This is a genomic window from Anabaena sp. 4-3 (assembly GCF_001597745.1).
Classification (GTDB): Bacteria; Cyanobacteriota; Cyanobacteriia; order Cyanobacteriales; family Nostocaceae; genus Trichormus.
Map to the genome: position 1 here is coordinate 210,961 of NZ_LUHJ01000068.1, position 13,011 is coordinate 223,971.

10 protein-coding genes are annotated in these 13,011 nt (G+C 41.6%); 3 read left to right on the forward strand and 7 right to left on the reverse strand.

Features of this window, described 5'->3' with window-relative positions:
• The first annotated feature begins 14 nt into the window (after positions 1-14).
• Both cbiD and guaA read left to right on the forward strand, forming a co-directional pair.
• The gene (gene cbiD / locus A3775_RS20005) at positions 15-1,127 is read left to right on the forward strand and encodes a cobalt-precorrin-5B (C(1))-methyltransferase CbiD (protein WP_066426452.1); all 1,113 of its coding nucleotides are present in this window, start codon (positions 15-17) and stop codon (positions 1,125-1,127) included.
• A 221-nt stretch (positions 1,128-1,348) separates the two neighbouring features.
• On the forward strand, positions 1,349-2,971 hold the full coding sequence (gene guaA / locus A3775_RS20010) for a glutamine-hydrolyzing GMP synthase (RefSeq protein ID WP_066426456.1): 1,623 nt from the start codon (positions 1,349-1,351) through the stop codon (positions 2,969-2,971).
• 77 nt (positions 2,972-3,048) lie between these two features.
• On the opposite strand, the gene A3775_RS20015 is transcribed toward guaA, so the two are convergent.
• The 4 genes from A3775_RS20015 to A3775_RS20030 all read right to left on the reverse strand — a co-directional run bounded on the left by A3775_RS20015 (position 3,049) and on the right by A3775_RS20030 (position 9,461).
• The gene (locus A3775_RS20015) at positions 3,049-5,370 is read right to left on the reverse strand and encodes a PAS domain-containing protein (protein WP_066426458.1); all 2,322 of its coding nucleotides are present in this window, start codon (positions 5,368-5,370) and stop codon (positions 3,049-3,051) included.
• A 2-nt stretch (positions 5,371-5,372) separates the two neighbouring features.
• Complete coding sequence (locus tag A3775_RS20020) at positions 5,373-5,828, reverse strand: response regulator (RefSeq protein ID WP_066426459.1); 456 nt, start codon at positions 5,826-5,828, stop codon at positions 5,373-5,375.
• Positions 5,829-5,990: 162 nt separating this feature from the next.
• Positions 5,991-8,243, reverse strand: a complete 2,253-nt coding sequence (locus tag A3775_RS20025; RefSeq protein WP_082803803.1) for an ATP-binding protein — start codon at positions 8,241-8,243, stop codon at positions 5,991-5,993.
• A gap of 312 nt (positions 8,244-8,555) precedes the next feature.
• Positions 8,556-9,461, reverse strand: a complete 906-nt coding sequence (locus A3775_RS20030) for a cation diffusion facilitator family transporter (RefSeq protein WP_066378347.1) — start codon at positions 9,459-9,461, stop codon at positions 8,556-8,558.
• Between the two features lie 449 nt (positions 9,462-9,910).
• On the opposite strand from A3775_RS20030, the gene A3775_RS20035 reads away from it, so the two are divergent.
• Positions 9,911-10,261, forward strand: coding sequence for a hypothetical protein (locus A3775_RS20035; RefSeq protein WP_066378649.1), 351 nt, complete (start codon positions 9,911-9,913; stop codon positions 10,259-10,261).
• Positions 10,262-10,810: 549 nt separating this feature from the next.
• Here A3775_RS20035 and A3775_RS20040 read toward each other — a convergent pair.
• The 3 genes from A3775_RS20040 to A3775_RS20050 form a co-directional block, all read right to left on the reverse strand.
• Entirely contained in the window at positions 10,811-11,047 is a 237-nt protein-coding gene (locus A3775_RS20040; RefSeq protein WP_066378336.1) for a DUF4327 family protein, read from the reverse strand.
• 1,064 nt (positions 11,048-12,111) lie between these two features.
• Positions 12,112-12,510 (reverse strand): 30S ribosome-binding factor RbfA, encoded by a 399-nt coding sequence (rbfA, locus tag A3775_RS20045; RefSeq protein ID WP_066378334.1) that lies wholly within the window; start codon positions 12,508-12,510, stop codon positions 12,112-12,114.
• A 121-nt stretch (positions 12,511-12,631) separates the two neighbouring features.
• Positions 12,632-12,838, reverse strand: coding sequence for a DUF751 family protein (locus tag A3775_RS20050; RefSeq protein ID WP_066378331.1), 207 nt, complete (start codon positions 12,836-12,838; stop codon positions 12,632-12,634).
• Positions 12,839-13,011 lie beyond the last annotated feature (173 nt).

Below are 13,011 nucleotides of genomic sequence, written 5' to 3' on the forward strand. Positions count from 1 at the left end.
ATGACTAATGACCAATGACTTCAGGATATACTTTACCTGTTTTTGCTTGTGCTAGTGCTGTGGCGGCTTTGCATTGGTTACGTCACCGTCAACCTTTACAAGTGGCAACGGTAGATTTAATCACACCTGCACAAATAGCAGATATTCCCATAGAACAGGTAGCAGGGCTATCTGACAATATGGCTTTGGCTATTACTCGCAGTGATCCGGGTGATAATCTGGATTTGACTAAAAATACCCCTGTTTGGGCGGTGGTGTCATGGGGAACAGTTGCGGGTGAGCAAGTCACTATTCAAGGTGGAGAGGGAATTGGTAAGCAAGTCAATGCTGATAATCAAGCAGCTATTTATGGTTATGCTCACAGGCTGCTGCAAACAAATTTATCGCGATTATTAGCAGCAGATGAAAAAATTACGGTGACTATTATCTTACCAGAGGGGCGATCGCTCGCTGTTCGTACCTCTAATGCGGCTTTTGGTGTGGTGGAAGGACTTTCTTTACTCGGAACCTCTGGAATTTCTCAACCTTTAAGTACACCTGAACAGTTAGAATCTTTTCGGACTCAGTTACAACAAAAGGCTAGGGTTTTTGAGAGTCTGGTGTTTTGCATTGGCGAGAATGGTTTAGATTTAGCCCCAAAAATCGGTATTAACCCCGAAAGATTGGTAAAAACTGCTAATTGGTTAGGGCCGATGTTAGTCGAAGCTGACAGGTTAGGGGTTAAAGAAATCTTATTGTTTGGCTATCACGGTAAGCTGATGAAGTTGGCGGGTGGGATTTTTCACACCCACCATCATCTAGCTGATGGTAGACGGGAAATTTTAACATCTCACTGTGCTTTGGCTGGTTTAAGCAAGGAAGATTTAGAGGTAGTGTTTCACAGTCCGACGGCAGAAGCTGCACTAAAACATTTAAGAGTCTTAGATAAGTCTACGGGTAGTGATTGGGTGAACTCAGTTTACAATGCGATCGCCCACACTATTGATGCTCGCTGCCAAGAATACATCCACAGTCACAGCAGCCAAAGCCAAGCAATCACAGTCTGTGGCTCGATTTTATTTGATCGCGATCGCCAAATTATCGTCAAAAGCAAAACTGCTTGTAACATAATTGGAAATTTATGTTAATTTAATATGAATAATCATAAATAATTCCAATAAATAACTTTTTCAGTAGCTACCCTAGGGTAATTTATACTTTTTAATACCTAAAGTATTGACCAAGCAAGCGCATTCTACCTAGCGTTTGTCACAGTCTGATCTACCATTTTCTGCCTAACCAAGCAGTACATAATGGTAAAACACCTAGAACACAGAGCGACATCTACTAAACTCACACTTTCCCCGTTATGAATACCGTGGTGACTCTACCAACCGAACAAGCCCCACAAACAGGAGAAGAATTTGGGCGGCTTGAGCGTCAAATGATTGTTATTTTAGACTTCGGCTCTCAATATTCCGAATTGATTGCCCGTCGCATCCGTGAAACTCAAGTATACTCGGAAGTTCTTTCTTATCGCACTACAGCCGAGCAACTAAGACAACTGAATCCCAAGGGGATTATTCTCTCTGGTGGGCCTAACTCAGTTTATAGTCATGGCGCACCCCACTGCGACCCAGAAATTTGGCATTTAGGAATTCCCATGCTGGGTGTATGCTACGGGATGCAGCTAATGGTGAACCAACTCGGCGGGGAAGTGGCTCAAGCTGACAGAGGCGAGTATGGCAAAGCTGCACTATATATTGATGACCCCACAGACCTCCTGACTAACGTCGAAGATGGTACTACTATGTGGATGAGTCACGGTGATTCTGTGACTAAAATGCCACCAGGGTTTGAATTGCTAGCCCATACAGATAATACTCCCTGTGCTGCCATTGCTGACCACGACAAAAAACTGTATGGTGTACAATTCCATCCTGAAGTTGTACATTCTATCGGCGGTTTAGCCTTAATTCGCAACTTTGTTTATCATATTTGCGAATGCGAACCTACCTGGACTACAGCCGCATTCGTAGAGGAATCTATGCGGGAAATTCGCGCCAAAGTTGGCGATAAGCGCGTACTTTTGGCGTTATCTGGTGGGGTTGATTCTTCCACATTGGCTTTCTTGCTACATAAAGCGATTGGCGACCAGCTAACCTGTATGTTTATTGACCAAGGCTTTATGCGGAAGTATGAGCCAGAAAGGTTGGTGAAGTTGTTCCAAGAACAGTTCCACATTCCGGTAGAGTATGTTAACGCCCGCGATCGCTTCCTGGCAATTATGGCAGGAGTCACCGACCCCGAAGAAAAACGCCGTCGCATTGGACACGAGTTTATCCGTGTATTTGAGGAGAAATCAAAAGAGCTTGGCCCCTTTGATTATCTAGCTCAAGGAACTCTCTATCCTGATGTCATCGAATCTGCTGACACCAACGTTGATCCGCAAACCGGGGAACGGGTAGCAGTGAAAATTAAGAGCCATCACAACGTCGGTGGTTTACCTAAAGACTTAAGATTTAAGTTGGTAGAACCTCTGCGGAAACTATTTAAAGATGAAGTCCGCAAAGTAGGACGTTCTATTGGTTTACCAGAAGAAATTGTCCAACGGCAACCATTCCCCGGCCCTGGTTTAGCAATTCGCATTTTGGGCGAAGTCACCGCCGAACGGTTGAACATTCTGCGCGACGCTGATTTGATTGTGCGGCAAGAAATTAACCAACGTGGCTTATATAATGAATACTGGCAAGCATTCGCTGTCTTGTTGCCAATTCATAGTGTAGGCGTAATGGGTGATCAACGCACCTATGCCCATCCGATTGTGTTACGGATTGTTAAGAGCGAAGATGGTATGACCGCCGATTGGGCGCGTGTCCCTTATGATGTGCTGGAAGTGATTTCTAACCGCATTGTCAATGAGGTGAAGGGTGTCAACCGCGTGGTGTTTGACATTACCTCTAAGCCACCTGGAACTATTGAATGGGAATAGTTGCTCAGTCAATAGGGTGTTATTAACTTTATAGTTGTGTAGAGACGTTATGTGTAACGTCTCTACTTATTTGGGGGTTATGGTGGTTGTAATGGTAATTTAATCGTGAAAGTCGCTCCCTTTCCTTCGCCGGGACTGGTGACTTGAATAGTGCCGCCGTGTAATTCTATGATGTGACGAGCGATCGCTAAACCTAGTCCTAAACCCCCTTGTCTATGTTGACGATCTGCCTGACGATAACGTTCAAACACATAGGGTAAAAACTCTGGGCTAATACCCATACCTGTGTCTGTGACTGTGATGTAGGCTTCGGATTCATTGCGTAATAGCCGGACGGTGACTGTTCCCTGATCTGGGGTAAACTTAATCGCATTTGATAAAAGATTACCTAAGACTTGTAGTAAGCGGTTGGCATCACCAATGATCATTGGTACTGATGGCTCTACTACAGACTCTAAAATAATATTTTTAGCTTGGGCTGATGGGTAAGCAGTCTCCATAGCCACACCAATAATTGCAGCCAAATTGACTGCGCTAAATTCCAATTGTAAGTTACCCCGCAAGATGCGAGATATATCTAGCAAGTCCTCTAAGAGTTTTCCCTGTGCATGAGCATTACGTATAATAATCTCTACCGCACGGCTAAAAATAGTTTCATCAAACTGGCGATGACGTAGTATTTGCGCCCAGCCGAGAATAGCACTGAGTGGCGATCGCAAATCATGAGATACTATAGCCACAAACTCGTCTTTAGCTTGGTTAGCGGCTTCAGCTTCCGCACGAGCAGCTTTTTCTTGTGTTAACAGGTAGTCACGTTCCGCTTCTAATTTTTTGTAATCATCTATATCTGTACTGGTACCAAACCACTCAACAATTTTTCCTTGCTCATTTTTGATGGGGACGGCTCTTGCTAAATGCCAACGATAACTACCATCATATTTTTGATAGCGCAATTCTTGTTCATAAGATTCTCCTGTCTGTGTGGCTGTCATCCATGCTTGAATAGCTGACTCGATATCATCGGGATGGATGGCTTTTTTCCAACCAAAACCGCTTGCTTGCTCAATTGTCATCCCTGTGAATTCATGCCATCGTTGATTAACGTACACGCATTCAATCTGAGTATTGGTGATCCAAACAAGTTGCGGTATAGCATTAGACAAATAGCGGTAGCGTTCTTCACTTTGGCGTAGAGCGGCTTCCGCGTACTTGCGATCGCTAATATCAGTTGTACTCCCTACTACCCGCACGGGTTTACCTAGTTGATTTCTGGTAATTAAACCCTGATCTAAGACATAAACATAATAATTATGCTTGTGAAGTATTCGATACTCAATTGCATAAAGATTTTGCTTTGCAACTATACTTTGGAATTGCTGCCAAGCAACATCTCGATCTTCAGGATGAATTCTTTCTAGCCACCATTGAGAGGTGGGTTCTGCTTCCTCTAAAGAATAACCTAAAATCCGAGTCAACCCTTGAGTTCTCGTGACATAATCTGTCTCAACATTCCAGTCATAGATCAGAGAATTGACTGCTGCGGCTGCCAGTCGGAAACGCTCATTACTCGCACGCAATTCTTTGTCTATCTGCTTGCGTCCAGTAATATCAAAAGCTGTACCAACTATTTGCCGGGGTGAACCGTCAGCATTCCTAGTGAATACAGAATTGTGACTGCAAAACCAACGCCATTCGCCGTTGGCGTGTCGCATTCGATACTCATGTTCTATAACATCGTCATCCCCAGCCGAGTTAAAGCGGTGGAATACATGAGGAAGTTGCACCAAATCGTCAGGATACATGAGTTGAGGTAAAAATTCCGCCCCCAAAGCTTGAATTGATTCGCAACTGTAACCCAGCAGTTTCACTACCTGACCATTAAGATAAACATTCCGTTGTTCAACTAGGTCGTAAACATACAAAATTCCCGGAGTTGTTTCCGCAATGCGTTCGATAAACTTCTGACTTTCCCGCAGTTGTTCCTGACTGCGGCGGAGTTCTGCGCTTAACTGCGCTTTTGTAATAGCTGAGATCAGAGTTGAGCGCAAACGCTCTGCGGTTGTCTGTCCTTTAACTAAATAGTCATGGACACCACTTTTCATCGCTTGGACAGCAAGCTCTTCATTCCCGTAACCTGTCAACATAACCACGGCTGGCATAGCTTCCTTGACAGACTTTTGTAGTTCTGCCAAAAATTCCAGCCCATCTAAGTCTGGGAGTAAAAAGTCTAGTAAAATCCCATCAGGTGGAAACTGCTGACATAATGCCAACGCTTCTTCTCCTGATTCTTGTTCAATAATTGTATAGCAATGCTCTTGGTCTTGCTGGAGATAGCGACGATAAACTTCGCGATCTTCAGGAGAATCATCAATGATTAAAAGAGTTAGCGGTTGCGCCATGACTACTTGCTAAGAGCATCAGGAAGAATCACAATATCTAACCAGTAAGTTAAAAAAGTGTGAATTGTTTTCACCAATCGATTAATATCAATTGGTTTGAGTATATAACTAGCAACACTGTAGCGGTAACATATTTCAATATCTTTGGGATTAGAAGATGTTGTCAGCACAATTATGGGAATATGCCTCAAGTCTTGATCCTGCTTGACTTGGGCTATCAGTTCTCGCCCATCGGTTCCTGGCAAATTCAGATCCAGCAGAATAATTGAAGGACGCGGGGCTGTTTTGGCATCGCTGTAATCTCCTGTATGGTAAAGAAAATCTAGAGCCTCATCACCATCACTACAACGAAAAATCGGGTTTAACACAGTTTCTCTCTGCATGATGCGCCGCAAAACTTCAAAGTCTTCGTCGCTGTCTTCAATTATCAGTAAAGGTTGGGCAATATTGCCAATCATGGACAAGGGATTTTAGGGGTGTAGCCGTGTAGAAGTGTAGGAGAGCCACTGGCGTAGGGGGGTTTCCCGAATGCAGCCCAGTAGCTTGTGTAGGGTTTAATGGTTAGGGGAGGAAGGGAGACAAGTTAGTTGATGTTTTACAATACCAATGCCCAAAGATGATTAACTATCCAATGTAAAATAGAAAGTGGTGCCTTGACCATAATCAGACTCCACCCAAATTTTACCACCATGCCGTTCGACAATTTTTTTGGCTATGGTCAGCCCGGCTCCTGTACCACCACCGTATTTTTTTGGCCCGTGCAAGCGTTTAAAAATACGGAAAATTGACTCAAAGTGTTTTTCCCGAATACCAATACCATTGTCCTGCACGTAGAATGTGATTGGTCGTGGTAGATTGTCTAAATACCCAATCTCAATCCATTTCTCAGCTTTATCGTTGTATTTGATGGAGTTAACAATTAAATTACTGAAGACTTCGCCAATCTGGATGCGATCGCAGTACACTGTCGGTAACGGTCTAGGAATATGAATTCTTACACCTGTCTCCTCAATGCGCGGCCTTAACATATCTAAAATTCGATGCACTACATCATTTAAGTTAGTCGGCTGCATGGAAAGATCAACCCTTCCCAACCGTGAAAAATGTAGTAGTGAATCAATTAAATCCTCCATTCTCTGAGTCAAACGAATCAGAGTCCCTAATTTTTCCTTACCTTCTTCATTGAGAAGATCACCATAGTCTTCAATGAGGAAGTTAGAGTAATTATGAATCCCCCTGAGTGGTTCTTTCAAATCGTGTGATGCAATATAAGCAAAAGCATCCAATTCTTTATTGCTGCGTTCTAATTCTATATTTAATTCTGCTAATTCATCAGCCTTACGTAGCACCACACCAATAATCGCACTTCTCAACTCTAGTGCTGCATTCACTTCATAAGACTTCCAAGGTAGTGACTTCATCAGTACGGTTTCTTTCCACAATTCAAAAGACTTACGTGGTGAAAGACGCACACTACCATTTGATGTGATTTCTACAGGTTTATGAGGATTACCACCCCAATTAACAGTTCTCACTACTTCGGGACGAAACCATAAAACATAGTTTTTCTGTGTTTTGGAAATCGAAAGGGCAATTAAACCACTGGCTACATCCCGTAATTTTTCCGCTTCTGGATAAACTGTTGCTAATGAATCAATGTAAAAGATTTCTTCATGCAGGTTTTGATTAATCCACTCTACTAAATCATCAATATCTTCTTTTGTAGGAGCATTACCCACAGTAAAATATTGCCCATTAAAACAAATTGCCGCCCCCTCTGCATTCACTAAGTTCAGAATATTTGGTTGATATTTGATCAACCCGTCAATAAAGTTGTTTTCTACTGACATATATTCTACTAACTTACTATGCACAGATTTCGCTTGAATTTTGGCTTCAGCATCTTCGCTTTCTTCTTTAGCACCCATTTCTACAGAAGTCATTTGTCCTAAAAATTCGCAAGCACTACGAATTTCATAAGGAATATATTTTGGTGATTGATGATGACAAGCAATTAACCCCCATAATTTTTTATTTTTCATGATTGAAATGGACATAGAAGCCCTTACGCCCATATTTTGCATATATTCAATATGCAATGGCGACACACTCCGCAATACTGAGCCACTTAAATCTAAAGGCTGATTCGTTAAAGGGTTATTTATTGGTAAAAGGGCGGCTGGTTGATAGTGAGCATTTGGAATTAGTCTGAGTAAATTTTCTGTGTATAGCTTTCTGGCTTGTGGAGGAATATCAGACGCAGGGTAATGTAACCCTAAATAAGTTGTCAGGTATTCCGGTTTTTCTTCCGCAATCACAGTACCATGCCAATCTTCATCAAAGCGATAAACCATCACGCGGTCGAAGCCAGTCATTTTTTTGATTTCTTTAGCTAATATTTGACTGAGTTCATTAACATTAGTGGCTCCTTGGATTCTCAGCATTGCTAGCTTGACTAAGTGATAAAACTTGAAAAAGGCATTGTTTTTATCAGATAAGTTCGGTTCTAACTCTAAAATCAATAATCCATTAGAGCGATGAATTATCGCATCGAAATTAACAATGTTCTCTCCTATTTTTATACTAAACTCGATAGGATTAATAATTGGTAAATCTTCTTGATCTAAACACTCTTTGAATAAATTAATTTGTTCTACATCTAGCAATAAATCTAAACTCTTGTTGAGTAATTCCTCTGGATGTATGCCAAATATTTCCCGGCTATTATTACTAACTTGTAAAATGGTTAATTCTGATTTTTCTAAGGCGAAAAGCACACCATGAGGCTGAATATGTCCAGGAATATGAATTGGCTCTTTATTACAGTTGCTGACATCTACGGTAAATGGCATTGTAATATTGTTATCGCTCACCTTTCAGTCCTCATACTGACTTGAATATACTTGTAATTTAGTATTGAAATTAGAGTATTATTACTATCCTAATTCGTTTTCATTAATAACGGTATCTCTTCTCAGGATAACAATTAGTGCAGATATAATTAACCACATCTCTACTTTTTACTATTAGTTATTTGAAAAACCTGCTTTTTTGTACGTAAATCTCTGTTTATGGCAAATTAAAAAGAATGAACTTTTGTTAAGATTAGTTACGATAATTGAATTAATTATTTGCTCAAAAAATTGTAGCGATGGGCAAGAAAGGGGCTTTGCCTGTTACCGTAACTATTTCGCTCCCTGCTCAAAGCTAATTTTTTCTGACTGATATGCTGGTGGCTCAACGTGAATAACAATCCTCACTGGGCTGAAGCGTGTTTCTAGTTGCCGTTCTACTTGTTCGGTGATGCGATGCGCTGTTTCTACATCCGGCGCATCCACAATCAAGTGCATTTCGATAAAGACTTGACGGCCGAGAATACCCCGTGAGGCAATATCATGACAGTTAATTACCCCAGGAACAGCAGTTGCAATCGCGTGTATTGCTTCCGGTGCGATCGCCATTGCATCCACAAGCCAAGGTAAATTTTCTTTTAACACTGACCAACCACTCCAAAATACCAGCAACGCCACCGGAAAGGCTAGCAGTATATCCAGCCATTGATAACCTAACCAAACCCCAATCAAACCGCCAATCACTGAGATTGTCACCCACACATCACTCATAGTATGGGTAGCATCAGCGATTAAAATTTGACTACCTACCCGCTTACCCACATTGCGCTCATAAAACGCGACAAAAATATTCACACCTAAGACAATTAGCAGTAACCACAACTCAGGCGGTGAAATTCTGACAGGTTCACCACCTTGTTTGAGAATACGCTCAATCGCTCCTTGGAGAATTTCAAAACAAGCAATTCCTAAAAACGCCGCAATTCCCAATGCTCCCACAGCTTCAAACTTATGATGTCCATAGGGATGCTCACGATCTGGGTATGGCGAAGAAAACTTACTCGCAACCAATCCTAAAATATTGTTGGCACTATCTGTCACACTATGCAAAGCATCAGCTAACAAGCTCAGAGAACCTGTAAAGTAGCCGACAAATGCTTTGAGTCCCATAACAAACAAGTTGAGGACTAGGGTAATGATTAAAACCTTTCTGACTTCAGCGCGGTTATCGTAAGTCATAGATAATTTTTAATACTCTCTTCTATGACTTCTCAGTGTACTCCTAATATCAAAGGTTAAACACTAATCAATTGTATCAAAGTCTTACGCTGTCAGGATGATATATCGCTATAATCCTCAAAAATCCAGCCTATTTATTGATATTAATTTTTACTAAAAAATACTATGGCATTAAGAAATATTGGGAGAGAATTTGGAGATAACAGCATATTTTTAGGATTAATCTCCGAGATATTTGATTGAGAAGGTTTAGCGATATGCACAAACTCGATTTAACCTAGATTCGGTACAATTATTGACATCTTGCACCTGTTCCTTGATAATAATTTTTCTAGGGTGGGCATTGCTTGTCTGCTGCTAAGAACCTTAGTTTTAAGTTGTTGGCTGTGCATCGCCTGGAGGTTATTGAGAATGGTGCCAGATATGACATTACTGATAATCAACAGCTTATGCCTTCTACGCCTCTGACGCTGAACCTGGTTGAAGGTTCTGTGTCTTTCAATTTTTCACCGCCAGCAGCACAAGAATTAAAAGCTGCGATCGCCCAGTTGATGGAACGCCTGAAAGCGGTGGCGACAAAACCTACCTCTGGTAAAGTCTCTCCTCAACCCCCATTAGAATATCGTCACACTGGAGAGGTATTTTTAGAAATTTTCTGTAATCCTAATATTTGGCCTACACCTTTTGCAGCCAAAGTATTGCTCACCGTGCGTGATATCAACATCCGTTTAACTACAGAAGCTGAACTTACCCGCCTGATGGAAGACGTTAACCAGTATTTAGAGCAGCATACTGGTTAAGACTTCCACGACATATACGCAACTGGTACATTAGTAGGGTGCGTCAGATGCCAAACACAAGTTTATTCTCAGGATTGATGCAGGCTGACGCACTCTACATATAGATATTGAGTGTGACACTTGCGTGAGTCCTAACTTCCTACTCAGGTATTAATCAAAAATTAAGGAGCAGTTTCATCTTAAAAAACTGCTCCAGTCTTAAATTTAAGCAAAATACTCAAGCTCAAATACCGGATTTACACAAAAACTTTTTTCTATTGGTTTTTTATCTGAAAAGTTGGACAAATCAGACGAAAAAACTTGAGCTTTAATGATCAATTTGAGATTCTGGATTGGGAAGGCGGGATTAAAAACAGAGATTATCCCCTCAGCTTGTTAATAAACCGTGAGTTGCCATATTTACTCATCCAACGTTAACTCCCCATCATGCCAATTACCACAACGGAAAACCCCCAACAGCCGGAGGCTACCCTGCGGTATCTGGCTAGCAACTGCTTTTTGTCAGGCAGTGGCTCCAAAATCTGAAATCAACCCTGGAATTATCTTTGATTAGTCATTGTCCCACTCTTCACGACCAATCAGGTCGCCAATGCGATCGCGTAATAAGAAATCGCACTTCTCCAACTCACATTCCACACAAACCCACTCTCGCGCTGGAATGTACTGACAAAGTGTATATATTGGCTGCTGTCGGCTAATCATTCCTTTTTGTACCAGTCGGCGTGCTTCTTCCTGAATTACATCTAGAGAATAGTAATTTATAGAGGGTACCGTATTCACACTCATGGTTTTTACTCACAAAATTTACACGTAAACAGTTTTCCCGTTCATTATGGGAAATATCACAGGCATTAGACTTGCGCTTAGGGTTTTGTATTTTGCTATACGGAACTAATTTCATTTTGACGCTATACCCTCTCAAATTATGTAAATAAATGTTAAATATGTCAAATTATTCTGACATTATGAGCATAGTGTAGCTTACCAATCCCCAGTGATTGCTGGCAAACAAGCAAACAATTCATTGTGGATGCAGCAATCCTGACACTGAAGCTGTTTGCAAACTGAAGCACAATTGGGGAGGCGACAAAACAAAGTCCATAAAGCACATCCCTAAAACACAAATCATCACACTAGAACTATCTCTAGAAATTTGGAGCTATATTCATTGCTGAACAGACCCAAAATTTCTAGCCAACGTCAATGTATAGTCAAGTTAAGGGCTACCTTACACTAGCTAGATGTGAAAGTGCCATAATTTAATAATTTTATGAACTTACGGATGAAACCGAAACATCAGCTTACGCTCTCCCGTGAGCCTTGCAGTCTCGTTGTGTAAGTCCGGAATTTCTGGAACAAACCATGTTGCTGACTAACTGATTCGGAGAACTTAACATCTGTCGCAGGTTAAAACTAGATGTTTCTAGAGTAACAGTATGTAAATCAGGGCATATCCAACTTGAGGTATAGCTAGTCAGCCTTATGTGTTGTAATTATGACTTAAGTCATCTTTTCATAACATCTGGGATGTCAGTAAATTTCTGTAGAATGGTCAATTGTGAACAAAATAGAGATTTTTGCAGTCAGATTCGTTATTAGGAGATGAAATTGGGTGAATTTGTTTGTGAACGAATCGTAACATTTTTAGCCAGTAAAGGTTTAGGGGTTCTCACCCCCAATAGTGATTAGTCATTAGTCATTAGTCATTGGTAAAAGTTTTTCTCCTCTGCTGCCTCTGCTTCCTGATATCCAGTCACATTGAAACAGACGCGAGCCAGTCGCATCTGTCAAATGGTTGGGGAATGATACGGTGATTAATTGTTTGCTGGTGACACTTTGGTAGCGGTTATTTATTCTGCGACTTCTTGATCACTTTCATTGGGATCATGGTGCGATCGCTCATACTGGAGTTGGTTTAATAGGGATAGCACCTTAGTTCCCCGCTCAATCGAACGATCTTCGATAAAAATCACTTCGGGAGTGCGACGCAATCGCACCCGCGCCCCTAATTCGCTACGCACAAAACCTGTGGCTGACTTCAGACCAGCCATTGTTTCGGCCTTGGCTTCCTCTGTACCATATATACTGACGTAGATTTTGGCGTGTTGGAGATCCCCTGAGACATCGACATCAGTTACACTTACCATGCCTACACCAACACGATCATCCTTAATCCCGTTGATCAGCATTTGGCTAACTTCCCGTTTAATCAATTCAGCAACACGGGAAACGCGGCGATTTGTAGCCATATAAATCCTGCCTCCCCATAGAGGTTAGACAACAACAACTTTCTTGAGGTTAGAGAGGGCAGCACAAGAAGCTGACAACACAAACCCTGTTTTTCAGACCAAGCCACAGTATAGTCTTAATCTAGATTGTACTCAAGCCCAGCATTGCCCGTAAAGTAAACGTGATGAATGCCAAGCCACCCACGACTAAACCCAAAAGAGCCACTAAGGTAACTGGACGTTTTAATAGTGGGAATAGCGGCTCAAAGGTGTTGAGCATAATGCCTAAGATGATAGTAATCAAGTAGCGGGGGTAGCGAAAAACGTTATCCCAAAATCCGTCAAACATTTTGATTGAGACTGCCTTGTTATAGAATAAAAGTTTGTTTTGATCAATTTTATCTTCCCTATTGTAATCTATGGGGCTTTGACACTCACCGAAATTCTATTTCGGGGATTGTTTCTACACAGGGAAACCCAAACAACCGAACGCATCGACATGTTGACACAGGCTTGATTTCG

Excerpts from the sequence above, each read along its gene's own strand:
- cbiD (WP_066426452.1), top strand. The coding sequence starts at position 15 with ATGACTTCAGGATATACTTTACCTGTTTTTGCTTGTGCTAGTGCTGTG.
- guaA (WP_066426456.1), top strand. The coding sequence starts at position 1,349 with ATGAATACCGTGGTGACTCTACCAACCGAACAAGCCCCACAAACAGGA.
- A3775_RS20015 (WP_066426458.1), bottom strand. The coding sequence starts at position 5,370 with ATGGCGCAACCGCTAACTCTTTTAATCATTGATGATTCTCCTGAAGAT.
- A3775_RS20020 (WP_066426459.1), bottom strand. The coding sequence starts at position 5,828 with ATGATTGGCAATATTGCCCAACCTTTACTGATAATTGAAGACAGCGAC.
- A3775_RS20030 (WP_066378347.1), bottom strand. The coding sequence starts at position 9,461 with ATGACTTACGATAACCGCGCTGAAGTCAGAAAGGTTTTAATCATTACC.
- A3775_RS20035 (WP_066378649.1), top strand. The coding sequence starts at position 9,911 with ATGCCTTCTACGCCTCTGACGCTGAACCTGGTTGAAGGTTCTGTGTCT.
- A3775_RS20040 (WP_066378336.1), bottom strand. The coding sequence starts at position 11,047 with ATGAGTGTGAATACGGTACCCTCTATAAATTACTATTCTCTAGATGTA.
- rbfA (WP_066378334.1), bottom strand. The coding sequence starts at position 12,510 with ATGGCTACAAATCGCCGCGTTTCCCGTGTTGCTGAATTGATTAAACGG.
- A3775_RS20050 (WP_066378331.1), bottom strand. The coding sequence starts at position 12,838 with ATGTTTGACGGATTTTGGGATAACGTTTTTCGCTACCCCCGCTACTTG.